Source organism: Flavobacterium jejuense (genome assembly GCF_006491595.2).
GTDB classification, from domain to species: Bacteria; Bacteroidota; Bacteroidia; order Flavobacteriales; family Flavobacteriaceae; genus Flavobacterium; species Flavobacterium jejuense.
Genome location: NZ_VEVQ02000001.1, coordinates 78,642 through 103,025, shown reverse-complemented (window position 1 = coordinate 103,025; position 24,384 = coordinate 78,642). Strand labels below are relative to the sequence as shown.

Annotated in this window: 25 protein-coding genes; 4 read left to right on the top strand and 21 right to left on the bottom strand. The window is 30.9% G+C overall.

The features are described 5' to 3' along the window. Positions 1-135 precede the first annotated feature (135 nt). The 4 genes from ric to FIA58_RS00420 are packed head-to-tail and all read left to right on the top strand — an operon-like array spanning position 136 to position 3,832. On the top strand, positions 136-864 hold the full coding sequence (gene ric, locus FIA58_RS00435) for an iron-sulfur cluster repair di-iron protein (protein ID WP_140958893.1): 729 nt from the start codon (positions 136-138) through the stop codon (positions 862-864). Positions 865-898: 34 nt separating this feature from the next. After that, positions 899-3,013: a ribonucleoside triphosphate reductase gene (locus tag FIA58_RS00430; protein WP_140958891.1), complete on the top strand. Its 2,115-nt coding sequence runs from the start codon at positions 899-901 to the stop codon at positions 3,011-3,013. Continuing rightward, a complete protein-coding gene (nrdD, locus tag FIA58_RS21600) occupies positions 2,997-3,158 on the top strand; it encodes an anaerobic ribonucleoside-triphosphate reductase (RefSeq protein ID WP_140958889.1) in 162 nt (53 codons plus the stop codon). Before FIA58_RS00430 ends, nrdD begins: the two co-directional genes overlap by 17 nt. Continuing rightward, complete coding sequence (locus FIA58_RS00420; RefSeq protein ID WP_140958887.1) at positions 3,155-3,832, top strand: anaerobic ribonucleoside-triphosphate reductase activating protein; 678 nt, start codon at positions 3,155-3,157, stop codon at positions 3,830-3,832. Before nrdD ends, FIA58_RS00420 begins: the two co-directional genes overlap by 4 nt. 30 nt (positions 3,833-3,862) lie before the next feature. On the opposite strand, the gene FIA58_RS00415 is transcribed toward FIA58_RS00420, so the two are convergent. The 21 genes from FIA58_RS00415 to FIA58_RS00315 form a co-directional block, all read right to left on the bottom strand. After that, entirely contained in the window at positions 3,863-4,108 is a 246-nt protein-coding gene (locus FIA58_RS00415; protein ID WP_140958885.1) for a DUF6755 family protein, read from the bottom strand. A gap of 18 nt (positions 4,109-4,126) precedes the next feature. Further along, positions 4,127-4,633 carry a Rieske (2Fe-2S) protein gene (locus FIA58_RS00410; protein ID WP_140958883.1) on the bottom strand — a complete coding sequence of 169 codons (507 nt, stop codon included), beginning with the start codon at positions 4,631-4,633 and terminating at the stop codon, positions 4,127-4,129. Positions 4,634-4,642: 9 nt separating this feature from the next. After that, the gene (locus tag FIA58_RS00405; protein ID WP_140958881.1) at positions 4,643-5,212 is read right to left on the bottom strand and encodes a 4Fe-4S dicluster domain-containing protein; all 570 of its coding nucleotides are present in this window, start codon (positions 5,210-5,212) and stop codon (positions 4,643-4,645) included. Between the two features lie 18 nt (positions 5,213-5,230). Next, the gene (locus tag FIA58_RS00400; RefSeq protein ID WP_140958879.1) at positions 5,231-7,447 is read right to left on the bottom strand and encodes a molybdopterin oxidoreductase family protein; all 2,217 of its coding nucleotides are present in this window, start codon (positions 7,445-7,447) and stop codon (positions 5,231-5,233) included. Positions 7,448-7,471: 24 nt separating this feature from the next. Continuing rightward, entirely contained in the window at positions 7,472-8,521 is a 1,050-nt protein-coding gene (locus FIA58_RS00395; RefSeq protein WP_140958876.1) for an MFS transporter, read from the bottom strand. 90 nt (positions 8,522-8,611) lie between these two features. Further along, on the bottom strand, positions 8,612-10,240 hold the full coding sequence (locus tag FIA58_RS00390) for an MFS transporter (protein WP_140958873.1): 1,629 nt from the start codon (positions 10,238-10,240) through the stop codon (positions 8,612-8,614). Between the two features lie 49 nt (positions 10,241-10,289). Next, positions 10,290-11,762, bottom strand: coding sequence for an MFS transporter (locus tag FIA58_RS00385; protein WP_140958871.1), 1,473 nt, complete (start codon positions 11,760-11,762; stop codon positions 10,290-10,292). An 84-nt stretch (positions 11,763-11,846) separates the two neighbouring features. Continuing rightward, a complete protein-coding gene (gene moaA / locus FIA58_RS00380; protein WP_140958869.1) occupies positions 11,847-12,866 on the bottom strand; it encodes a GTP 3',8-cyclase MoaA in 1,020 nt (339 codons plus the stop codon). Further along, on the bottom strand, positions 12,844-13,758 hold the full coding sequence (gene moaCB, locus FIA58_RS00375) for a bifunctional molybdenum cofactor biosynthesis protein MoaC/MoaB (protein ID WP_140958867.1): 915 nt from the start codon (positions 13,756-13,758) through the stop codon (positions 12,844-12,846). The genes moaA and moaCB overlap by 23 nt, the downstream gene beginning before the upstream one ends. A gap of 2 nt (positions 13,759-13,760) precedes the next feature. Continuing rightward, on the bottom strand, positions 13,761-14,207 hold the full coding sequence (locus FIA58_RS00370) for a molybdenum cofactor biosynthesis protein MoaE (RefSeq protein ID WP_140958865.1): 447 nt from the start codon (positions 14,205-14,207) through the stop codon (positions 13,761-13,763). A gap of 12 nt (positions 14,208-14,219) precedes the next feature. Beyond that, positions 14,220-15,284, bottom strand: a complete 1,065-nt coding sequence (locus FIA58_RS00365; protein WP_140958862.1) for a HesA/MoeB/ThiF family protein — start codon at positions 15,282-15,284, stop codon at positions 14,220-14,222. A 9-nt stretch (positions 15,285-15,293) separates the two neighbouring features. Further along, positions 15,294-15,536 carry a MoaD/ThiS family protein gene (locus tag FIA58_RS00360; protein WP_165928821.1) on the bottom strand — a complete coding sequence of 81 codons (243 nt, stop codon included), beginning with the start codon at positions 15,534-15,536 and terminating at the stop codon, positions 15,294-15,296. Beyond that, entirely contained in the window at positions 15,533-16,099 is a 567-nt protein-coding gene (gene mobA / locus FIA58_RS00355) for a molybdenum cofactor guanylyltransferase (RefSeq protein WP_140958858.1), read from the bottom strand. The genes FIA58_RS00360 and mobA overlap by 4 nt, the downstream gene beginning before the upstream one ends. Beyond that, positions 16,099-16,845 carry a sulfite exporter TauE/SafE family protein gene (locus tag FIA58_RS00350; protein ID WP_140958856.1) on the bottom strand — a complete coding sequence of 249 codons (747 nt, stop codon included), beginning with the start codon at positions 16,843-16,845 and terminating at the stop codon, positions 16,099-16,101. The genes mobA and FIA58_RS00350 overlap by 1 nt, the downstream gene beginning before the upstream one ends. Beyond that, positions 16,839-17,171: a winged helix-turn-helix domain-containing protein gene (locus tag FIA58_RS00345; RefSeq protein WP_243754616.1), complete on the bottom strand. Its 333-nt coding sequence runs from the start codon at positions 17,169-17,171 to the stop codon at positions 16,839-16,841. Before FIA58_RS00345 ends, FIA58_RS00350 begins: the two co-directional genes overlap by 7 nt. A 51-nt stretch (positions 17,172-17,222) precedes the next feature. Continuing rightward, entirely contained in the window at positions 17,223-18,392 is a 1,170-nt protein-coding gene (locus tag FIA58_RS00340; RefSeq protein WP_165928820.1) for a molybdopterin molybdotransferase MoeA, read from the bottom strand. A 120-nt stretch (positions 18,393-18,512) separates the two neighbouring features. Next, positions 18,513-19,796, bottom strand: coding sequence for an alginate export family protein (locus FIA58_RS00335; protein ID WP_208022731.1), 1,284 nt, complete (start codon positions 19,794-19,796; stop codon positions 18,513-18,515). A gap of 118 nt (positions 19,797-19,914) precedes the next feature. Next, positions 19,915-21,159: a pyridoxal phosphate-dependent decarboxylase family protein gene (locus FIA58_RS00330; RefSeq protein WP_140958850.1), complete on the bottom strand. Its 1,245-nt coding sequence runs from the start codon at positions 21,157-21,159 to the stop codon at positions 19,915-19,917. A 1-nt stretch (position 21,160) separates the two neighbouring features. Continuing rightward, a complete protein-coding gene (locus tag FIA58_RS00325; protein ID WP_140958848.1) occupies positions 21,161-22,957 on the bottom strand; it encodes a hypothetical protein in 1,797 nt (598 codons plus the stop codon). A gap of 247 nt (positions 22,958-23,204) precedes the next feature. Further along, a complete protein-coding gene (locus FIA58_RS00320) occupies positions 23,205-23,642 on the bottom strand; it encodes an OsmC family protein (protein ID WP_140958846.1) in 438 nt (145 codons plus the stop codon). A 180-nt stretch (positions 23,643-23,822) separates the two neighbouring features. Further along, a complete protein-coding gene (locus tag FIA58_RS00315) occupies positions 23,823-24,380 on the bottom strand; it encodes a fasciclin domain-containing protein (RefSeq protein ID WP_140958844.1) in 558 nt (185 codons plus the stop codon). Positions 24,381-24,384 lie beyond the last annotated feature (4 nt).

Below are 24,384 nucleotides of genomic sequence, written 5' to 3'. Positions count from 1 at the left end.
CTTCTACAAAATAAAAGTGAATATTTAGTTCTGGTTATGACTTCAATCATAAAAACTAATATGTTTTTGATTGTAATATTGTTACAGATTATAATTTAAAAATCAAGTTACAAAAACGAATAAAACATAGAAATTATGAATATATTAGAAAAACAAACCATCGGAGAATATGTTGCAAACGATTTTAGAACAGCTTCTGTATTTTCTAAATATGGCATTGATTTTTGCTGTAAAGGCAATAGAACTATTGAAGAAGCGTGTAGTAAAAAAGGATTGGATGCTGAACTAATTGAAAAAGAAATTGATAAAATAGTAAAATCTAAAAATAGTGATTCCACAGACTTTCAATCTTGGCCAGTCGATTTTCTAATTGATTATATTAAAAAAAATCATCACCGTTATATTGAAGAAAAAACACCTACTCTATTAGCCTATTTAGATAAATTATGTAAGGTTCATGGAAACGCTCATCCAGAATTATTGCTAATCAATGAATTATTCAAAAGTAGCGCAGGTGAATTGGCACAACACATGAAAAAAGAAGAATTAATTTTATTTCCATTCATCGAGAAAATGTCGAATGCAATCCGTGGTAATTTAAATTTAGAACCTCCTCATTTTGGAAAAGTAGAAAACCCAATCGCTATGATGAAAGATGAACATGAAAATGAAGGAGATCGCTTTGTTAGAATTTCTGAATTGACTAATAATTATACACCTCCTACAGATGCTTGTAACACCTATAAAGTTACGTTTTTAATGTTACAAGAATTCGAACAAGATTTACACAAACATATTCATTTAGAAAACAATATTCTATTTATTAAAGCAATTGAAATGGAAAAAGAGCTTTTCGCATCATAAAATAGAATAACAAAAAATCTAAAGAAATATATAAATGGAAATATATGTAATTAAAAGAAATGGAAATTATAAAATATATGAAAGTTATAAAATAAAAGATGCAATCGAAAAAAGTTTTAAAAGCGTTTCCATTCCATATGATGAAACTATATATAAAACAGTAATAAACCAAATAGAACAAAAAGAAGTTTGTGCAGTCGAAGATATTCAAGATTGCATTGAAAAAGCATTGTTTGAAAAAGATTATTTCTCAGTAATGCGCTCTTTTATGTTATTTCGTCATACTAGAAAACTACAAAGAGAACATGTTGAAGGTTTAAATGATGATACTACTTATGTAGATAGCACACAAACTATTGAAGAATACATTTCGCAAACCGATTGGAGAATAAACGCAAATGCCAATACTTCCTATTCAAATGCTGGTTTAGTTAACAATACAGCAGGAAAAATAATTGCAAATTATTGGTTAGACAAAGTGTACACTAAAGAAGAAGGCTATGCACATAGAAATGGAGATATTCATATTCACGATTTAGATTGCCTTACAGGCTATTGTGCTGGTTGGAGTTTACGCGTTTTGCTAAACGAAGGTTTTAATGGTGTTCGTGGTCGTGTAGAAAGCAAAGAACCATCGCACTTTAGAGAAGCTTTAGGTCAAATGGCAAATTTCTTGGGTATTTTACAAAGTGAATGGGCTGGTGCACAAGCTTTCAGTTCGTTTGATACTTATCTAGCTCCTTATGTTTTTAAAGATGATTTATCTTTTGAAGAAGTTTTAAAAGCCATTAGAAGTTTTGTATATAATTTGAATGTTCCAGCTCGTTGGGGACAATCTCCTTTTACAAATATTACCTTAGATTGGGTGATTCCTGACGATTTAAAAGACCAAATTCCAACAAAAAACGACATTCATCTATTTAGAGGAATTGAAAAAGAACATTTAATTCAAAAAGCAAAAGAAAGAGGCGTTTCAAGATTAGAAGAAATGCGTTACGAGCATTTTCAAAAGGAAATGAACCTAATCAACAAAGCTTATTATACGGTAATGACCGAAGGGGATGCAAATGGGCAACCGTTTACTTTTCCTATTCCAACAGTAAATATTACCGAAGATTTTGATTGGGATGGAGAAAACACCGAAATTCTTTTCGAAAACACAGCAAAAATAGGCTCGTCTTATTTCCAAAACTTCATTGGAAGTCAATATACTATAGATGAAAATGGAGAAAAAGTTGAAAATGCAGATGCTTATAAACCAAATGCAGTTCGTAGTATGTGTTGCCGTTTACAACTCGATTTACGCGAGTTATTAAAGCGTGGCAACGGACTTTTTGGAAGTGCTGAAATGACTGGAAGCATTGGTGTTGTTACCCTTAATATGGCAAGACTTGGGTATTTGTATAAAAAGAATGAGGTAGGTTTATACGAACAGTTAGATAAACTTTTAGAGATTGCCAAAGCTACTTTAGAGAAAAAACGAATCTTCATTCAAGACATGTATGATAGAGGTTTGTTTCCTTATACAAAGCGTTATTTACCTCATTTTCGCAATCATTTTTCAACAATAGGTGTAAACGGAATGAATGAAATGATTCGAAACTTTACAAATGATCAGCACGATGTAACCTCAAGTTATGGAAACAATATGAGTATAGAAATTTTAGATCATATTCGTAACCGAATGAAAGAATACCAAGAAGAAACAGGAAACTTATACAACCTTGAAGCAACACCAGCCGAAGGAACAACCTATCGTTTTGCAAAAGAAGATAAAAAACGTTTTCCAGAAATATTGCAAGCAGGAATGGATGAAAATATTTACTATACAAACAGTTCACAAATACCTGTAGATTTTACCCAAGATCCATTTGAAGCTTTACTTATGCAAGACGAATTACAATGTAAATACACAGGAGGAACAGTATTGCACCTTTACATGAATGAAAGAATAAGTTCACCCGAAGCTTGTAAAAACTTCGTTAAAACAGTGCTTACAAAGTTTAAATTACCCTACATAACAGTTACACCAGTATTTAGTGTTTGTGCTGTGCATGGTTATTTAAATGGAGAATATGAATATTGCCCAAAATGCGATGAAGCAATTATTGAAAATCAAAAACAACTAGAATATGAACACAAAAACTAGCAAAATACTAGAACAGCATCAAGAATTACGAAAAAAATGTTTGGTCTACACCAGAGTAATGGGTTATCATCGACCTGTTGAAAGTTTTAATATTGGAAAAAAAGGAGAACATAGGCAACGCGTTCATTTCAAAGAAAATGCGTGATAGGAAAAGTAATTAGTAATATAACCCCTTTTACACTCTTAGATTATCCACATAAATCAGCCTGTATATTGTGGTATGCAGGCTGTAATATGAGATGTTTGTATTGTTATAATCCAGAAATTGTTTTGGGGAAAGGAACAATTTCTTTTACAGAGGTAATTTCTTTTTTAAAAAAAAGAGTAGGCTTGCTAAATGCAGTTGTTTTTAGTGGTGGTGAATGTTTGATTCATAAAAACATATTAAATCACATTAAAGCAATTAAAGAAATGGGATTCCTAGTTAAAATTGATACTAATGGAAGTAATCCAAACGTTTTAAAAGAATTAATTAATACTAATTTAATAGATTATGTAGCATTAGATTTTAAAGCGTTACCCAATAAATTCAAAACAATTACAAAATCCTCCTTGTTTGTCGAATTTGAAACCTCATTTCAACTTTTAAAAGCTTCTAAGATTCTATACGAAATACGAACAACCTACCATTCAAACCTTTGTACCAATTCAGATTTAATTGAAATGCAAAATTATCTTAATGAAAAAGGATATACGGGTAATTTCTACGTCCAAAATTTCAGTAACGGAAGTGAAACTTTAACACCTTTATCCAATTCTATAAGTTTAAAAATGGAAGTATTAAATACGAGTAAAAAACCTACAATAGTAATTAGATAAAAAATACCGAAACACTGTTTCGGTATTTTTTTAAGCACTTCTATTCCCTTTTGGTAAATAATATAACCAACTAAAGCCAATTAAAAAGATTACAAAAGAGGCTATAAATGCTGGAATTAAAATCTCCCTATTATTGTCTAACGCATTATTTAATGCAGTATAAAGTAACCAAATTTGTAAACTAACATTTAATATTAAAACAAATATTAAAGTGGAAAGTATTGTATTTAATTTATTGGGATTTGCTTTGTTTTGACTTGTTCTAAAATTACTCATAATTATACTTTTGTTTAATTAACTAAGTGTTTCTTCAAATTCTTTCACAAAAACACTATTTTCTTTAAAAAATACTTCTAATTTTGGTAATGCTCTTGGTGGTGGCCCTTCTAAAACTTGTCCTGTCATGGCATCAAAGAAGCCTTTATGACAAGGACATTCAATTTTTCCAGAACCTGGAGCATAAAATACAGAACATGATAAATGCGTACATTTTTGTTCGTAAGCTCTAAATTCTCCATTTTCTAAATGAATAAGTATATATGGAATTGTACTTCCTTCTATAACAAAACCTCTAGTTCCTCCAACAGGTACTTCGTCTTTGTCGCAAATAAAATGTTCTCCTGCTACTTTTTCTTTTGGTGATAAATAAGCTTTAGCAGCTACTAAACCACTTCCTACCATTAAACCACCAGATACTAATGTTAAAAATTTAGCAAAATCACGACGGCTAACTTGTGTGGCATCTTGTTTATGAATAGGAAAATCTTTTTTCCAATTTTCATTATTATTTTTATCAGGCATAACTTAGGTTTAATATATTATTAATTCATTACTACCTTTCGGCATCATGATATTTACTTTTGTATTGACAACTTCTTTTCCAAAAACAAATGTGTTTACTGGAGAACTGTTTGGACGCATTTCTTTAATTTCTTCTCTTGTACCATAAAACAATGCTCCACTTGGACAAACAGTAGCACACATAGGTTTTTTACCAACACTTGTTCTATCGTAACACATTGTACATTTCATCATTAAATCGTATTCTTCTACTTTTTTTGGCACTCCAAACGGACAGGCAACTACACAGTTGGAACAACCAATACATCTTTCTGTATTTGCAGTATGTACAATTCCGAATTCATCTTTAGAAATAGCATCTGCAGGACAAACACTTGCACAAACAGGATCATCACAATGCATACAAACTTGTACCGTTGTTTGGATAGTTTCTGCACGATCTACATAATTTACATGAATCAAAGATTCTTGCCCATTGGTTTCACATTCAGCACATGCCATTTCACAAGCTTTACAGCCAATGCAACGTTGCATATCTACAAAAAATTCTTCATTCTTATTAAAATTAGTATAATTCATATTTTAATTTTTTATAGATTATATGCTTGCGTAAGCTTTTGTTTCACTTGATGGCTTTGCTTGTTCTTTTAAAGGTTCTAATTTACAAGCACACACTTTAAATTCTGGAATTTTTGAAATTGGATCTAATGTTCCAGGTGTTAGTAAATTTGCTGACTTTAAACCTGACCAATGGTAAGGAATAAATACCGTGTCTTTACGAATAGTTTCTACAATATTAGCTGGAAAAGTTCCTTCACCCCTACGAGTACTTACTTTAATAAGTTCGTTTTGCTGAATATTATACTTTTTAGCCAATTCTGGATGAATTTCTAATAATGGTTCTGGATATTGATCTACTAATTTTCCAATTCTACGTGTTTGTGTTCCACTTAAATATTGAGAAACTACACGACCAGTTGTTAAAATTATTGGAAAACTTTCATCTGTAACTTCACCAGGTAATTTATATGGCGCAGGATTAAAGTGTGCTTTTCCATCTGGAGTTTTGAATTTTTTATCTTCCCAAAGCCTTGGAGTTCCCGGATGGTCTTCCGTAGGACATGGCCAAAACATTCCCATGTTGTCTTCAATTCTTTTATAGGTAATTCCGTTATAATCGGCAGTACCACCTTTAGAAGCAACTCTTAATTCATTGAAAATAGCTTCACTGTCATCATATGTAAACTTATCTTTTACGCCTAATCTTTCTGCTAATTCTAATATTATAGAAGTATCTGTTCTTGCGTCTCCAGGAGGAGTAACAGCTTGACGAATTCTAATAACTCTACCTTCAGCTGAAGTTGTTGTTCCTTCTTCTTCTTCCTGTAAAGAACCAGCTAAAACAATATCCGCATGACGAGCCGTTTCATTTAAGAAAAAGTCAATACATACATAATATTCTAATTTTTCAAGAGCTTCACGAACGTAATTACTATTTGGTAAAGAAACCAAAGGGTTAAAACAAATTGAAATTAAACCTTTTATTTCTCCTCTATGAATGGCTTCAATAATTTCATAAGCAGATAATCCTTTTCCAGGCAAATCTTTTTCATCAATTCCCCAAACGTCAGAAATATACTTTCTATGTTCTGGATTTTCAATATCTCTATTTCCAGGTAATTGGTCGCATTTATGTCCGTGTTCTCTACCACCTTGTCCATTTCCTTGTCCTGTAATAGTCCCGTAGCCACAATATGGTTTTCCAATTCTACCTGTTGCTAATACTAAATTAATACAACCTAAAACATTATCAACTCCTTTTGAATGGTGTTCAATTCCTCTTGCATGTAATAAGAAACTTGTTTTGGCTTTACCCCAAAGTTCTGCAGCTTCTTTTATTTTTTCTTTCTTTATTCCAGTTACTTCTTCAGCCCATTCTAAAGTATAATCTTTAACGGCATCAATAGTCATATCAAATCCAGAAGTATAATTGTCTATAAAGTCATGGTCTAACATATCGTTATCAACCAAGTATTTCAACATAGCACCATATAATGCAGAATCTGTTCCTGGTTTTACGTCTAAATGTACATCGGCAGTTCTTGCTAATGGAATTACTCTAGGGTCAATAACAATAAGTTTTGCACCTCTATCTCTTGCTTTCCAAATCCAATGGGTTAAAGTTGGGAAAGTTTCACTAATATTTGCTCCTGCAACTATAATTACTTCAGCATATTCTAAATCGGCATATGTATTTGAAGCTCTGTCTAATCCAAAAGCTTTTTTATTTCCAGCACCAGCACTTACCATACATAAACGACCATTATAATCTAGGTTTTTTGTTTTAAGTGCTATACGAGCAAATTTTCCTACTAAGTAACTTTTTTCATTGGTTAAAGAAACTCCAGAAAGCATAGAAAAAGCATCATTTCCGTATTTTTCTTGAATTCGTTTTATCTCTGAAACCGTTTTATCCATAGCCTCATCCCAAGAAGTAGGTTCAAAACCTTTTCCTTCTACTCTTTTCAATGGGCTTAAAATTCTGTCTGGATGATTATTTTGTAAATAACGCTGAACTCCTTTTGGACACAATCTCCCTTCGTTAAAAGGAAACTCCATCCATGGTTCAAAACCTACTACTTTATTGGTTTTTACTAATAACTTTATACCACATTGCATACCACAAAAGCAACAATGCGTTTCAACCACTTTATCTGGTTCGTCTCTTCCTTCATATCCATCTTTTGGTGAATAATTTAAATGAGGTCCAAATTCTTCTATAATTTTTTCTGCCGGAACTGGTAACTTTGCCATGCTCTATTTTTTTATAATCGTTTATTAACCAAATAATTTTCCACCTTCTTGTCTTGCTTTCAAATGCGCTTGTGCTAGACGAGATCTTTTTCCTTCAGGACTTAAATCTAAATGCGAACTTCCATCTTCTCTATCGAAATTGAAACCTAATTCTTTTGTAACAATTTTTAAATCATTAATATGAAGATTAGTCGCAAATTCATTTCCAGTATGTTCACAAATAGCCATCCCTTGTTTCATTCCTTCATTTTTATAAATATGAGCACCAATTTGTGCTGGTCTTTGAATAATATGAAAGAATTTCCCAAACGGAATCCAAATTAGAAACATAATTACAGTAACCGCATGCGTAACAGCAAGAAAGTCAAAAGCAAAACCTTTCATGAATTGATAGGAATAAGTTAATCCCAGACCCGTTACTGAGATTGCAATTAATAAAATTAAAGGAAGTAAATCACCTTCAAATGTTTGAGTTGCAATTAAACCTGGATTAGTAAGTCTTCTTCTCAAATAATAAAGAGAACCTAAAATTACCAACCAAGAAGACCAGTTTAAGGCATGAAAAGTTAAAAATGCAATAACAGAACCTAATTTAAATGACATCATGTGGAAACCAAAAAAATGGGCTTCGTAAATGTCAATTCCACCTGGAGCTAAACTAAAATGTATCCACCCAAAAGTTAAAGGAATAGTAATTAAAAATGCAGAAGTACAACCAATTGCTATCATAAAATGCGCAACCCAACGGTATTTTCCTCTAGGGTAAATAAATTTTTGAAAAGCAATATTTTCAATCGATTCTTTAGAAACAAACCAAAGATGAGAAAAAACTTTTCCTGTTACTAAATAGCTGATTCCTCTTTTGAAATAAATCCATGTTGGTGGTCTTTGTAACCAAACAGAATAGCGATATACAATACCAAAAAAAGCAAATAGTGTCCCAAACAAATAGGTAATTAATGCAGCATCGAAGTTTTGTAGATTTCTAGATCCAAAAAACACCAAAAAAATTATAAGTATAGATAAACCAGTAGCTATAAGAAGTGCTTTTGTATTAAATGTTTTGTATTTCATTGGTCTTTTTTATGTTGTATAAACTTAATTAAATTTTCAATTAGAATGAATTCAAATTACTTTTCTTTTTTTTAAAGGTATAGAATTCATTTATGGATTATCCACTTCTCTTTTTGGTCCTTGGTAATACCACCAGTTTAGAAATAAGCAAATTAAATAGTAAACTGCAAAACCGTATAATGCATATTCTGGTGTTCCTGCTGTAACTTGTTGTCCAAATACATTCGGAATAATAAAGGCTCCATAAGCAGCAATTGCAGCAGTCCAACCTAATACAGGACCTGCTTTTTCTTTACTAAAAATATAAGGAATACTTCTAAAAGTAGATCCGTTTCCAATTCCTGTTGTTAAGAATAAAACCATAAATGCACCGAAAAATGGCCACCAATACAATTCTGGAGTTTCAGAACCTCTTGCTTGTACTACGTAGTAAGCAACCGTTAATGCCGCTATAATTTGAAAAATTGTACTCCACATTGTAATTTTAGCACCACTATTCACTTTATCAGAAAGAATTCCTCCAATTGGTCTAACTAAAGCACCAAACATTGGACCTAAGAATGCCCAAAGCATAATATTAGGAGCATTAGGGTTTACCCATTCCGGGTCTAGTGGGTTTGAATACACAAATATATCTTGCGCTAATTTTGGAAACACCATTGAAAAACCAATGAAAGAACCAAAAGTCATTGTATAGATAATTGTCATTATCCAATTGTGCTTATCGCCTAGTATTGAAAATTGTTTATTTAGGTTCTCTTTTATATCAGCTGGAGTTCCGTATTTCATTAATAAAACGGTAATAACAATTACTATAGGTAGAACAATCCACATTGCAGAATCTTTCATTCCAAAAGAATCCCAAGGAATTCCAACCAACATAAACGCACCAATACCAGCAGCAACTAAACCTAACATTATCATGTATAATGTTTTTGAAACCCCTTTAGCCGTATCGGGCATACTTGGAGTTCCTGTAGATACATTATTCATTCCGAAAAATGCAGCTAAAGAAGCTAATACAATAAGTGGAACCCAAATCCATGCAGCATTTTGCATTCCTTCAAAAGGAGCACCTTTTGCAGTTGCAATTGCACCAGCAGTACCACCAAATAAAGAGAATGTTACTATAAATGGAATTGTTTTTTGCATAACTGCAACTCCTAAGTTACCAAGCCCTGCATTCATACCTAGCGCATATCCTTGTGCTTTTTTAGGGAAGAAGAACGAAATGTTACTCATTGAAGAAGAAAAATTACCACCACCAAGTCCAGAAAACAAAGCCATTGCTGCGAAAAATAGATAAGATGAATTTACATCTGACAAGGCTAAACCTGTTCCAATTGCTGGAATAAGTAATAAGGCAGTTGTTATAAAAACTACATTTCTACCACCTCCTAATGAGATTAAAAAAGAATTAGGTAATCGTAAAGTTGCACCTGCTAAACCGGCAATTGCTGGTAACGTATAATAAAGATTATTTACTTCTTTTAATGCATTTATATATTCTGTAGTTCCCGCAACTAACCCATCGGTCATTCCGAAATTGAAACCAAATTCTTTCATGTACTTTATAAGTACTCCCCACATAATCCATATAGAGAATGCTAATAACAATGCAGGAATAGAAGTCCATAGATTTCTATCTGCAATTTTTTTTCCTGTAGACTTCCAAAAACCTTCATCGTCTACGTTCCAATCTTTAATATTTACTGACATAAATTATTATTTTAAATTTAAAACTAATAAGGTAGAATTGATTGTACTATTACTTTTGTTCGATTTGTGTTGTAAATTCAGGATTATTTTTACGAATTGCTTTAATTATAGTTTTATGCATCCAAATTAGGCAAATTGTAGATATTGTGAAAATAAAAAACCAAGAACTTGTCCAAAAACCTGTAGAAGTTAACAGATACCCAAAAATAATTGGTCCGAAAAAACCACCAAGTCCACCAATAAGCCCAACCATTCCACCTACCACACCAATTTGTTTAGGAAAATATTCTGGAATATGTTTATAAACGGCAGCTTTACCTATTCCCCAAGATATTCCAATTAAAACAACTAGTACTAAATATACCCACATATTTGCTTCAAACTGAATATGTGTAACTCCTTTTGCTATTAATTCTTTCTTTTTAACAGTTTGATTTTCTGCAACAACAATTTCTTGCCAAGTAGATTTTACAGGGAAAATTGGTTTTTCGGATAATTTATTTTCTATTTTCGGAGTTATAACGTATTCTTTATCGTTTACATTTAACTTATTAGAAGAAATATTAGTTACAATACCATTATTGCCCGATAAAACACCAGGGCCTGCAGTATAAATTTCCATTTTAGGAAACATTAATAAAAAACTGATTACCATTGAAGAACCCAATACCCAATACATAACTTTTCTTGCCCCAAATTTATCCGATAAATAACCACCAAAAGCTCTAATTATTCCTGAAGGTAAACTAAAAAGTGTTGCAAATACACCTCCCATAACTAAAGTAGTATGGTAGACATTCATGAAGTTTGGTAATAACCATTGAGAATAAGCAACAAAACATCCAAATACTAAGAAATAGTACATTCCAAATCTCCAAACTCTCATTGATTTTAGAGGCTGTAGAAGTATTTTAATACTTTTAGTTTCTCCTTGAATTATTTTTTCTTTTGTTAAGAAAACAAATAAGAATCCTATAACTACAAGTACAATACCATATGTAATTGGTAAAAGTTTCCAACCATTTTCTGGGTCACTTTCTGAAAAATAATTCAATAAAGAAGGAGCTAAAAAAGTAGTTAATGCAGCACCTGCATTTCCCATTCCAAAAATCCCTAAAGCTCTTCCTTGCCATTCTTTTGGATACCAAATAGACGTATATCCAATACCAACTGCAAAACTAGCTCCAACTACTCCAAATAATAAACTTAAAATAGCAAAACCCCAAAAAGAGTTGGCTAAAGGAATCAAAAACAATGGAATAGCGCATAAAAAAAGCAACCATGTAAATACTTTTTTACCACCAAATCTATCGGTTAAAATTCCAATTGGCAACCGAGTGATTGCTCCTGACAAGATAGGAATTCCCATTAACCATCCTGCTTCAATAACAGTCCAATTAAAAATTCCTTTATCTATTAAATAGGTCACTAAAACACCATTTAGCGTCCAACAAGCAAAACATATAGTAAATGCTAAGGTGTTTATAAATAAAATTTTGTGCGATTGTTTTAAATTACTCATACCCTTAAATAATTAATTTATGTAAAATTAGTTATCTAAGGTTTTAAATTTTATGACATTTATCAGTAAACAAGAAAAAAATTATTAACCACCTATTTTTATCATGCTTCTGTTTTTAGAAAAAAGTTTTGGGTTTTGGAACTCATTATCATCTTCCATTCCAGCTCTTACAGGGAATTTAGATTTAATGTTAGCTTCAATAATAGGCAGAATACTTTCTCCCTTTCGTAAAGTATCTAAGAGCGCATTTTCGGTATTAGAAAACAAACAATTTTTTAATTTCCCATCTGCTGTTAAACGAATTCTATTACAAGTACCACAAAAAGGATTGGTAACAGAACTAATTACCGAAAAACTTCCTTTAAAGGATTCTATTTTGTGATTTCTTGCCGTGTCATTTACTTTATCTTCCATTCGAAGAATAGTATTTTCTTCAAAATGATTATCTACTTTTTCTAGAATTTCAGCATAAGTTACCAATTTCGATTTGTCCCATTGGTTTCCGTTAAAAGGCATAAATTCTATAAATCGAATTTGGATGTTTAAGGTTCTGGTAAGATTAATAAAATCTATAATTTCGGAATCATTAAAGCCTTTTATTAAAACAACATTTAGTTTTACTGTAAAATTATGTTCTAAAAGTAATTCGATATTTTTCCAAAGCGCTTCATAATGATCCCGTCGGGTAATTTGTTTGTATTTTTCCTTTTGTAAAGTATCCAAACTTATGTTTAACGAAGAAATTCCGGCTGCCTTAAAAGTATCTATATATTCATGCACTAAAAGTCCGTTTGTGGTAATGTTTAAATCGATATTTAGTTTTCCAAGACGTTCAATAATATCTTTAGCATCTTTTCGAACCAAAGGTTCTCCGCCTGTTAAACGGATCTTTTTCACTCCAAGTGATACAAATGTCTTGGTAATAGTTTCAATTTCATCAGCCGTCATTATATGTGCTTTTGGAGTTAAATTTATTCCTTCGGCAGGCATACAATAGGTACAACGAAGGTTACAATTTTCAGTAATTGAAATTCGTAAATAATCGTGCACTCGACCGTGTAAATCTTCTATTTTCAACATCTTATTTTCCGTGGTTAAAACCATTAATTATTTTGAATAAATGCAATACAGATGGGAAAATAGCGTCCATCGATTCGCTTGCTCCATTTGTAGAACCTGGTAAAGCAATTACTAAAGTAGATCCAATAAATCCAACAACACTTCGAGATAACATTGCATAAGGCGTTCTGTCTTGTCCGTACGAACGAATTGCTTCTTCAATACCTGGGATTCTTCTGTCTAGTAAAGGAATTATTGCTTCTGGAGTTACATCTCTATTCGACAAACCTGTTCCACCAGTTAAAATAACTAAGTCTGTTTTGCTTTCTTTTAATGTGTTTACTGTTTTTTGAATATCTGTAATTTCATCTGGGATGATAATATAATTGGTAACATCTAAACCTAAAGTATTCAATTTAGAAGTGATTGCTTTTCCTGCACTATCTTGTTTACTTCCTTTTGAAACACTATCGGAACAGACAATTACTGCTACATTTAGATTTAAACTTTTAGCATCATTAAAGTCAGATTTTCCACCTTTTTTATGTAGTAATTTAACTGTCGAAATTTCTACATTTTTATCAATAGGTTTCAGCATGTCGTACATAGTTAAAGCAACAATACTTGCTCCGTGCATAGCTTCCACTTCAACTCCTGTTTTATAAATAGTTTTTACAGTGATTTCAATATGAATTTCCATTTCTTGGATATCATAAGCAATTGCAGTGTATTCAATAGGCAAAGGATGGCAATCTGGAATAGCGTTTGAAGTATTTTTCACCGCAAATAAGCCAGCTGTTCTTGCAACTTCTAAAACATCTCCTTTTGGAACAGTTTTATTTTTGATTGCTTCTATAGTTTCAGCACTTCCAACTTTTACAATTGCTTGAGCCGTTGCAGTTCTTTGTGTGATGATTTTATGCGTAATATCTACCATGATTAGTTATTTTTTTTCCAAGTGTAGGTTTCGTCTTCCAATATTTCTTTACCAAAAATGGCTACTTTCTCTTTAATTTCTTCTACCAAATAGTTCAATGCTTCATATACTACTTTTCTTCTTGGAGCTGAAACAAATACAAATAGGCAAATTTCGCCTGCTTTTACATATCCTAAACTATGATAAATATGTAAACACGTTAAGTCGTACTTTTCAAAAGCAGCTTCACGTATTTCATGAAAATTTTGTTCCGCCATTTCTTCATAAGCTGAATAGTCAATTGCTGCAACTGTTTTTCCATCTATTTCATCGGCACGAACTTGACCTAGAAAAATATTATGTGCTCCAATAGAAGTTTTAGTTTGGTGTTTAGCAATAGAGTTGCCAATGAATTCTGCTGAAATTGGTCCTTGAACAAATGATTTTTTTATAGGTTTTGATGTTTCCATTTTTCTAATATTTTAAATAACTTCTAATTGTACGTTTTGAATGCCTTTTTGTAAATGTGTTATGTTTGTAAATCCGTTTTCTAAAAATAAGTCTACTGCTTTTTTACTTCGAATTCCACTCTGACAAAAAAGAATAATAGGTTGGTCTTTATTAAAATTACTAAGATGATTTTCTATTTCTAAAAACGAAATATTGATGATGTTTTTATAGTCTAATTTTGGTATTTCATGAACTTCGCGCAAATCAATAATCGTATAGTTTTCATTGGAACAAAAATCTAAAAATAATTCTTTGCTAACTTCATGATTTTGCATATTTGAACTTTCTAATTGCTTTCCTTTTTTAGTTCCAATATGAATTTGTTCTTCATTTAAACTAAATTCTAATTCGTTAAAAGAAAGATTCAAAGCGTTGTAAATAAGCAGCTTTCCTGAAAGAACTTCTCCAATTTCTAAAATGATTTTCAAGGCTTCCGTTGCTTGTAACATTCCTAAAGTATTAGGTAAAACACCTAAAACTCCTGTAGTTACACAATTTGGAACTTCATACGAATTTTTCTCAGGAAATAAACAACGATATGTTGGCCCATTTTGGTAATTAAAAACACTAATTTGCCCTTCAAATTTATGGATAGAAGCGTAAATCATTGGTTTACCCAAATGAACACTTATGTCGTTAATAAGGTATCGCGTTGCAATAGTATCCGTGCAATCTAGCAGTATTTCATAGCCTTTTACAATAGTTGCAATGTTATTTTCAGAAATAAATTCAGGATACACATTTACCTTTACATCTGAATTAATTTTGTGAATTGCATTGGCTGCAGCATCCACTTTTTTAGTACCGCAATCATCAGTCGTATAAAGTAATTGACGGTGTAAATTTGTTATATCTACAACATCACCATCCACAATTCCAAGTGTACCAACACCAGAAGCGGCTAACATTTGTAAAACAGGACAGCCTAATCCACCAGCACCAATAACCAACACTTTTGCATTTAGTATTTTTTGCTGACCAAGACTTCCAATTTCAGGAAGAGCCATTTGTCGTGCATATCGTTTTGAATGTTCCATTGTTATTTTTCAACCACCTGCAAAAGGAGGTAATAATGCTATTGTATCGTTATTTTTTAAATTTATTTCTGATGCTGTAATAGATTTATTCACAGCAATTGCAAAAGAAACATTTTGTAAACCTGTATATTTTTCATGCAATTGTTGCATCAAATCGGTTGTTGTAAAATCTGATTTTTCAAGATTAAACAATTCTTCACTTGCATTTGTAATATCGGCTATTAAGCCAAAATATTTTATTGTTATCGTCATTTTATTAAATTTTGATAGTCTTCTTTTGTGTTGATGTTTTGCAATAAAGAATGCCATTTTTCAGGAGCTTCAATAGTTTGATGTGGAATTTCTTCGACAACCATTCGTAATTTTAATTGCTCTTTTTTTAAATGTTCTTCAAATATATTTACTGCTTTTCTATTATAAACCGCAATTAGCGGACTCGTTTTGTCTAAAACTTTTACTTGTGTAATTAGATTTTCATCATCAATATTAGCAATCAACCAAGTAATAATATCTGCTGAAATTAAAGGAACGTCCACACTTAAAATGATGTTTTGTTCTGTTTTAGAATGCAATAAGGCAGTAAAAATTCCACCAACTGGACCTTTGTCAGAATATATATCTTCAATTCGATTACAGTTCAAAAAATCATAATCTGAATTAGCTGAAACAATAGTTATATTTTGAATAGCAGCTTCTTGTAAAGCTTTTACAATATGTGCAATAAAAACAGTTTCGTTTAAAAGCAACATACCTTTATCTGAACCCATTCTAGAACTTTTTCCACCTGCTATTATGTATGCTGAAATGTTTTTCATTAAATAGTGTAGAGTTTAATAATTGCTATTCCTAAAACAAAAGCCAAGACATTCCGTAATACAATATTGTTGAATTTTTTACTTCCATAATACGCTCCCAATAATCCACCAACGAAAACTATTCCGACAAGTAGAGTAGAGGAAGCTGGTATTTCGCCTCCTTTTGATAAAAATCCGAAAATACCTGAAATTGAATTTACATAAATAAATAATGCAGAAACTGCAGCAGTTTGTTTCATGTTTGCCCAACCTAATAATAGTAAAACCGGACTCAATACAATTCCTCCGCCAATACCAATTAAGCCAGATAAGAATCCGATTATTGCTCCAATTAATAATGCGTATTTTATGTTTATTTCTTTCAATTCCGCTTTTTCTTTCCCGAAGAAACCTAATAATCGAAATACAGCAAATAATAATAATGTTCCTAATATTATTTTATAGATTTTAGAATCTACAGTTAAAAATCCACCTAAAAAAGAGAACGGTATAGATGTAATAGCAAACGGATAAAATAAGTTCCATTTAAAGTTTTTCTCTCTGTAATAAAAGTAAAATGAAATTCCTGAAACTAAAATATTCAAAATTAAAGCAGTTGGTTTCATGAATGCAATTGGCAAAGCGAACAAACTCATTAAAGCCAAATAACCACTTGCTCCACCATGTCCAACACTTGCATATAAAAAGGCAACTATTGGTAATAGTAAAAGTAATAATGGTGAATTTAAGATTTCTGAGACTAACATAAAGCGTGCTTTTTTAATTGTTCGTCTAAAAACTGCCAACAATCTTTATTTATAGTTTCGTAAATAGAAATTAACGATTTTCCATAAGGAGTTAATATTGTTCCGCCACCTTTTGCGCCACCAATTTTGGTTTCGATAATAGGTTGCTTTGTAGTTTTACTTACTTCATCAATTAAACGCCAAGCTTTTTGGTACGAAATTTTTAAAGCTTTAGACGCTTTATTAAGTGAACCTGTTTCGTCAATCATTTTAAGTAATTGCACGCGACCTTCACTTAAAAGAATTCCGTTATTAGATTCTATCCAAATTTTACTTTTGATTTTCAAAATAAACTTCTTTCGTTATACTTTTACAAAGATAACGAAATGAGAATGTTTTTAAATATGATAAATGTCAACTTTTGAACCTTTTTTTAATTCGTAGTTTCCTTCCGGAAGATGAATTAAACAATTTGAAAGCGCAAAAGTATTTAACATTGAGGATTGTTGGTGTGATAAAACCGAAACATTATTATCTAAAAAATTAGCTTTTAAAAATTGACTTCTAGCATTATTCACTGCTAAATCATGTGTCATTTCTTTTTGAACAAGATTATTTTGAGGATTTAACTTCCCAGTAATACGATGCAAAATGGGTTCGACATATATATAATAACACGTTAAACTTGCAGCCGGATTTCCTGGTAAAGCAAAAACCAACTTATCCTCTACTCTACCAGCTAATAGAGGTTTTCCTGGCTTTTGATTAACTTTATAAAATAACGTTTCTACTTTTAATTCTTCCAAAGCACTTTTAACAAAATCATAATCTCCAACAGAAATTCCGCCAGAAATTAATAAAATGTCATTTTCTTGAAGTGCTGTTTCAATACTGTTTTTGGTATTCGAAAAATCATCATTTACTTCGTAAGTTGTAATCGCATCAAAATTAGCATTCAATAAAGCAGCTTGTAACATTATAGAATTACTTTCAAAAACTTTACCATGTTCTAAGGCATTCCCTGGTTTAATTAATTCATTTCCTGTTACAAGAATTCCAATGTTTGGCTTTTTAAATACCGTAACTGTTGTAATCCCTAATCCTGCTAAAAAGCCAATTGCTGCAGCATTTAAAATTGTACCTTTTGTAAGGGCAACTTCATTTTCTTTAATTTGTTCGCCAATAGGTCTAATATTAGTATGCAAAGCAACATTTCCATCTAAAAGAAGTACTTCCCTTGTACAAGTCGTTTTTTCAATTTGAATTACTGCATTTGCAGAATCTGGAACTGCAGCACCGGTAAATATCTTAATAGCTTCACCTGGTTTTAAAACCATTTTATGCGCATCACCAGCTTTAATTTCGCCAATTAAACTATACGATAACGAATCCTGTATATTTAAAGCATATCCATCCATTGCAGATTGTCTGAATGGTGGCATATTTATAGACGAATAAACATCGTTTGCCAAACAATAATTCAAAGCTTTTAGCAAAGGAAGTTCCACTTCTTTAGAATTCGGAATAGTATTATTTAGTATAGTCTTAGCTTGTTGTACGGAAATCATAATAGTGGTTTTGAATTTCAAATTTAAGATAAAATGAGGACAAAATTTAAAAAAGTTATAAATCGAAAAAAGACTATGCCTAATGAATGACATAGTCTTTTATCTCTAACAACCAATTAACTATTTTGAAGAAGTAAATATTCTTGGGTTGATATTAATCATAACAAAAGCCCAGTTGTTATCTAATCCTTTATTTCCAGCTTTTAAAACTTCTAATGTATCCGAACCAAACATTTGTGAATAACCCGCTGAAATCCCAATGTTTTTATGCAATTCGTAAGAAGCAAGTAAATCAATTTCAGTACCTAAATAACTATCCATTGTTCTCGTAACATCTGTTGGGTCGACTACATCTGCTGCCGTCATGAACATATGTGGTGTTACACTAAATTTCCATTTATCTGAAGCGTAATTCAATTTTAAGAAAATATCTTGTAATCCTACTGTATTTTTATGATTTCCAACATAGAAGTAATCCAGTAAACCATTGAATGCGTGGTTTGTTCCAAAAATAGGATTGAATGATTTGATTTTGTCATCCGTATCTGTTTGATCTTTACCGGATAATAATTCGTATCCAAGTCCTGCTTTTAACTTATCAGTAAAAGCATAATTTACGTTTAAACCAATATTATAAGCACTTACCGATGTATTGTTAGTAGCTAATCTACTTTTACCTGTTTGCGCATAAATACCTAAATCTGCATCTAATTTATTCTTTTTGTATTTTAAAAACGTACCAAAAGTTTGCAAATAATCTACTTTTAAATTAGTAGTTATAGGTTCTTCATATTGAAAACCAGTATTTAATGCTAATAAGCTCATTTGTAAATCACTAAAATTAGTATGATACCAAGCATATTGCATGTTTTTATAATTGGTAACATATAAATCTCGGTATAAACCTTCTGTATCAGCATTTAAAGCAGCACCTAAATCTAAATGATTTTTGTCTTTTTTGTATGTAACTACTACTGCATCATGACTTTGTCCTTGTTGAATCCAATCAATTTCACCAAAAATTCTTTGGTTGTCGTAAGAAATAACTTGTCTTCCTAATCGAGCACTCCATTTTTCATTAAAATTGTATTGACCCCAAGCTTCAAATAGCATTACTCCATTTGCATCATTAGTTGTAGTCGTTTTAACATCTCCCCAAGTTCTTACATTTTGAAGTGTTAGTTTTGCACTTATATTTTCTTGTTTAAAGTTAAAATTCAATCTTGTTCTTTGCGAGATAAATGATGTTGGTAATTCGCTATCTGGCATAAGACTTTTGAAACCATTTCTATATTCGTAACGAGGTCGTATTTGCAAATTAGCCTCAATTTCTTGTGCATATGTACTTACGCCCATTATTACAAATAAGGATAATGAAATCTTTTTTATATAACTTGTTTTCATATTTTAGAAATTTAATATTTTTAATACTTAGACAAAATTAAGCCTAAGAATTAAACAAAAAGATGACATTTATCAGGCATTAGTATTTATAAATTTTAACTCTTATTCCTGAAAATACTTAAATAAAATTTGTTTGTCTAATTTCTAAGCTAGTTATTAATTCATTCAAGCTATCAATTTCTACATGTTCCATTAATACAACTTTATACCATTTATTATCACTGTTATGTGATTGAGGAACCAAATCAAATTTAGATGCTATATCCTTTGAAATAAAAGCTGATTTTATAGTTACAATATTCATGAATGGTTCTCTAAAATAAGATATATTCAATTCGTCTAATCTTGTACAAAGCCAATTTGTACGCATTTCTAAGGTTTTTACCTTTTCATACCAACCATTTTTACCATACGTTTTTAAGATCATCCAAATAGCAACAGCGTTTGCTCCAGAACGGCTACCACATAAGGTTACATCCATACCTGCAACATATCCTGCTTCTCTAGTTAACACATTTTCAATCAAATTCTTTCTACATATAAAAATTCCTGTTCCATAAGGAGCTTGTAGCATTTTGTGTGCGTCAATTGTTATTGAAGAAACAAGTTTATTAGTAAAGTCTAAATGATTTTTAGGAGTCAGAAAAGGATATACAAAACCACCGTAAGCAGCATCGATATGAAGTTTAAAACGTTGATCGTATTTTTCTAAGAGATTAGTATATATATCAGGATTATCTACTGAACCAAACATGGTTGTACCCATATTTGCTACTACTATAAAATATTTTTTACCTTTTGATATTACTTCTTGTAGTAGTATTTCTAATTTCGTTTCATCAATAGTTCTGTTTTCAAAATGAACTTCAACTCGCAACCAGTCAATCATTAGTAAGTTGGCACCTTTTGCAATTGAATAATGTGTGTCTTCTGAAGCTAGAATACAGATTTCTGATAATTTTGCTTGATAAGTATTCATGAAATGATTTCTATAAACCCATAAAGCTTCGATATTTGCTTCTGTTCCACCAGTTGCTATATAGCCATCATACTCATTAGTTGTGGCATTAAATATATCTACGGCTAGAATTTCAAGGACTTCTCGTTCAATTTCTTGCGTTCCTTTAAATGCTTTTTCGGAAATACCGATAGTATGACAACCAATATTATTTGGGTTAGCAACATAAGTCATTAAAACTGGTGCGTCTTTCAAAAAAGAAGCATCATCATAAAATACTTTTCCATCTAATTTTGAAGCTGGATAACCTAAGGAAACATCTTTTGAAAAGTTTACATTTTCAGTCAACGCTTTAGTAATGCGTCCTAATTTATCGTTTTGTGTTAATTTATGCCAGTTGCTCATATTAAAAAGATATTGAGTTAATTTCTGATTTATAAAGATTTAACTGCTGATTAATTGTGTCTTGACTATTTTTCAAAAAAGAAGTATTTTGGAATAAATTTTGATAATATGTTATACCTTCATTAATGTTGTTTCTGTACAAATTCCATTTTTTTATTTGAGATGCAGTTACTTCATTAGTAAAACTAGTAACTTCATTTCTCAAATAATCTACATACATTTTTAATTCTTTGATAAACAAATTAGGTCTATCTGATTGAAGCATTATATTCTTGTTGCCGTAAATATGTTGCACCATTTCTTGTAAAGAGAATTCTTTATCAAAATAAGCTAAATTTGGACCAGGACAAATAACGACACCTTGTTGTTGTCCTTTTATAGGGATATTGTTTTCTAAATAAGAGGCATTAGCCAAACCAACACAAAGGCAAGATTTTTCAGTAATTCTTTGCTGTTTTAATTCAAATTCTACTACTGAAATTTCATTTTTTTGTTGATCTAATTTTTCTAATTCTAAATCTTGGTATCTTTTAGAAGCAGTGCAAATCCCTTGAATACCATAAGATTTATTTAAAGCTAAAAACTTTTTTGGACACGAACTTCCCGCTTTTTTATCATTTATTCTTTTTTGTTTCCAATAATCGTTTGAAACTCCTTTAATTGAATTAAAAGGAACTCCTAGTGGTGAAATAGTACTCAAATAAAAATCATTTTCTTTTGCGTTTGCCAGCAGTTTTCGAGTTTCTGTATCTACTGAAGTAGCTTCTGGAACCAAAAGAAAGGGTGAACCCCATCCTATAGAATCTAGCTGAAATTCTTCCAATAAAAAGGCATGTTCTGCTGCTGTTCCTACACCACCTTGAACGGTAATTTTCATTGGTAAAATAGTTTTAGGTAATGACATTTTTTTTAACGTTAATGCTTTTATTAATAAATCGTTTGTAGATTGAAGCAATTCGTTTCGTTTATCTTTAAATTCTTGCAAAATAGGACCTAATAGATAGCCTTCTGTTGCAAAAGCGTGTCCACCACAATTTAAACCCGATTCAATACGATATTCAGAAACCCAAAGTCCTTTTTTTGATAAAAAATTACCTTGAATTAATGCAGATCGAAAATCGCTTACTTTCAAAATTATTTTTTTACGTAAAAAACCTTCTTCATCTGGAAAAAAATCAGTGAAATTCTCAAAATAACTATATAATCTAGGATTCATTCCCGCAGATAATACTACCGAAGAATTGAGGTTGCTATTGGCAAACCCTCTTAAAGAAGCATGAGCGTCGTTAAATTCTATTGGGAGTTGATTTTTTTCATCAAAGTTATCTTTATCTAGTTTCGTCATAATGTTGACATCTATTTCACCTAACGAGATGTTTTTTTCAATAAAGTTCACTAAGTTATCTTTCATTAAAATTCCTTCATTAACAAATACTTGAAACCTTTTTTTAAGTTCCGATTTATTTGGAAGTAAAGCAATATAATTTTCTAAAGCAGATTTACTTTCTGCTAATTCACATTTGAATTTTTCAAATTTACCCTTTACAATGGTATCCATTAAATTCAAATAATGAGTAATTCTTTCAGCACGATAATCATGAAATTTTTGCGTAATTTCTTGATAGGGAATACTAAATTTTTCACTGTAGAAAGCGCGCATTTTTTCTATTAAATCATCATCTGCAATTGAAACTGTAGAAGTAATTCCATACTGAGCTACACGAATTGGGCTGTCAATGGTAAAAGCCAACCCCATAACTGGAATATGAAAAGTATGTGTGTTTTTTTTGTTAGACATATAAATTTTATTAACTATTTTTAGATTTTTTTCTTGTTTTTTGAAAGAATATTGACTTTATCTTTACCACTAAAGCTGTCAAATTCATGAATCTTTTGAGGTGGAATAGCTTTTTTTCAAAAGAGATATTATTAGCTTTTTTAGCAAATTATTTATTTCTAATTCTAAAATTAAAGGTGCTAAAAATTTGGTTTGAAAAAATGAAAATCAATACTACTAGATTAATGAGCTATTTAGATGGACAACATTAATTTTCAATATTTATAACTGTTTTTAATTCAACTTCACTTTTAATAGAATTTGAAATTAAACAAGCGGCTTCCGATTTTTCTAAAATGCGTTGCGCTTTTTCTGTTTTTTCTAAATCATCAATTGTTAATTCAGCTGAAAGAATAATTTTTGTCATTAAATATTTACCCTCTATTTTTTCTAAAACACCTTGAGCATCACATTTAAAATTAATAAATTCAAATTTTGAAAATTCAGCTATTGCTAAGAAAGTTGTCATAAAACAACTCAAAACTGAACCTGTAAACAAATGTTCTGGAGACCAAATATTAGACATTCCTTTATCAAACTCTGGAGGAGTTGCAACTTCAATTATTGTTGGTAATTCTGGAGATGACATGATTCCTTTTCTGTCATTTTCCCACTTTAAACTTAAATTATATACATGCTTTTCCATTTATATGTTATTATAATATTTAGACAAATTGAATGATTTTTTTATACTAATAATATGATTATAATCATGTTTTTATTTAGTTTAAAAAACTATTTAATTAGTAAAAAAAAAGCATAGAATATTATTCTATGCTTTTTTAACCAAAAATGGAAAATTGAATTAATAATTATCTTTTGCCTATTATTTTGGTAATAGTACATCACCTATTACATGAATAATTCCGTTTGAAGTTTCAATGGATGCAACGATTTCTGATCCATTTACAAATGTTTTTTCACCTTGTTTTGTAATCGTTACTTTTCCACCATAAACCATGTCAAACATTTGACCGTCTTGCATATATTCTGTTTTTAGATTGCCAACATACGTATGAAAACCTAAAATGTTTTCTAAATCACCTTTTTTCTCTGGTTTTAATAATCCTTCTACAGTTCCAGCTGGCAATTTGTCAAAAGCAGTATTTGTAGGTGCAAAAACAGTAAATGGCCCTGCATTGCTTAACGAAGTTACTAAACCTGCTGCTTTAACTGCTGCAACTAAAGTAGTATGATCTTTACTTCCAGAGGCTACTTGCACAATATTAGGATTTGAAACATCATCTTGAACACCTTCTTGTCCAACACTTAAATCAACTGAATTTTCTGAAGCTGAAGCTTCTTTTGGAGTTACATTATTTTCTTTGCAACTTCCTAAAAAAAATAAAGAGGCAATGGCTAAAAATGAGATTGTTTTTTTCATAATG

Bases quoted from the DNA above. Each gene is read 5' to 3' on its own strand.
- moaCB (WP_140958867.1), bottom strand. From the start codon at position 13,758: ATGGTAGATATTACGCATAAAATCATCACACAAAGAACTGCAACGGCT.
- FIA58_RS00400 (WP_140958879.1), bottom strand. From the start codon at position 7,447: ATGGCAAAGTTACCAGTTCCGGCAGAAAAAATTATAGAAGAATTTGGA.
- mobA (WP_140958858.1), bottom strand. From the start codon at position 16,099: ATGAAAAACATTTCAGCATACATAATAGCAGGTGGAAAAAGTTCTAGA.
- FIA58_RS00365 (WP_140958862.1), bottom strand. From the start codon at position 15,284: ATGGAACATTCAAAACGATATGCACGACAAATGGCTCTTCCTGAAATT.
- FIA58_RS00320 (WP_140958846.1), bottom strand. From the start codon at position 23,642: ATGGAAAAGCATGTATATAATTTAAGTTTAAAGTGGGAAAATGACAGA.
- FIA58_RS00385 (WP_140958871.1), bottom strand. From the start codon at position 11,762: ATGAGTAATTTAAAACAATCGCACAAAATTTTATTTATAAACACCTTA.
- FIA58_RS00395 (WP_140958876.1), bottom strand. From the start codon at position 8,521: ATGAAATACAAAACATTTAATACAAAAGCACTTCTTATAGCTACTGGT.
- FIA58_RS00430 (WP_140958891.1), top strand. From the start codon at position 899: ATGGAAATATATGTAATTAAAAGAAATGGAAATTATAAAATATATGAA.
- FIA58_RS00335 (WP_208022731.1), bottom strand. From the start codon at position 19,796: ATGAAAACAAGTTATATAAAAAAGATTTCATTATCCTTATTTGTAATA.
- FIA58_RS00390 (WP_140958873.1), bottom strand. From the start codon at position 10,240: ATGTCAGTAAATATTAAAGATTGGAACGTAGACGATGAAGGTTTTTGG.
- nrdD (WP_140958889.1), top strand. From the start codon at position 2,997: ATGAACACAAAAACTAGCAAAATACTAGAACAGCATCAAGAATTACGA.
- FIA58_RS00315 (WP_140958844.1), bottom strand. From the start codon at position 24,380: ATGAAAAAAACAATCTCATTTTTAGCCATTGCCTCTTTATTTTTTTTA.
- FIA58_RS00360 (WP_165928821.1), bottom strand. From the start codon at position 15,536: ATGACGATAACAATAAAATATTTTGGCTTAATAGCCGATATTACAAAT.
- FIA58_RS00415 (WP_140958885.1), bottom strand. From the start codon at position 4,108: ATGAGTAATTTTAGAACAAGTCAAAACAAAGCAAATCCCAATAAATTA.
- FIA58_RS00370 (WP_140958865.1), bottom strand. From the start codon at position 14,207: ATGGAAACATCAAAACCTATAAAAAAATCATTTGTTCAAGGACCAATT.
- FIA58_RS00410 (WP_140958883.1), bottom strand. From the start codon at position 4,633: ATGCCTGATAAAAATAATAATGAAAATTGGAAAAAAGATTTTCCTATT.
- FIA58_RS00340 (WP_165928820.1), bottom strand. From the start codon at position 18,392: ATGATTTCCGTACAACAAGCTAAGACTATACTAAATAATACTATTCCG.
- FIA58_RS00330 (WP_140958850.1), bottom strand. From the start codon at position 21,159: ATGAGCAACTGGCATAAATTAACACAAAACGATAAATTAGGACGCATT.
- FIA58_RS00405 (WP_140958881.1), bottom strand. From the start codon at position 5,212: ATGAATTATACTAATTTTAATAAGAATGAAGAATTTTTTGTAGATATG.
- FIA58_RS00350 (WP_140958856.1), bottom strand. From the start codon at position 16,845: ATGTTAGTCTCAGAAATCTTAAATTCACCATTATTACTTTTACTATTA.
- FIA58_RS00325 (WP_140958848.1), bottom strand. From the start codon at position 22,957: ATGTCTAACAAAAAAAACACACATACTTTTCATATTCCAGTTATGGGG.
- ric (WP_140958893.1), top strand. From the start codon at position 136: ATGAATATATTAGAAAAACAAACCATCGGAGAATATGTTGCAAACGAT.
- moaA (WP_140958869.1), bottom strand. From the start codon at position 12,866: ATGGTTTTAACCACGGAAAATAAGATGTTGAAAATAGAAGATTTACAC.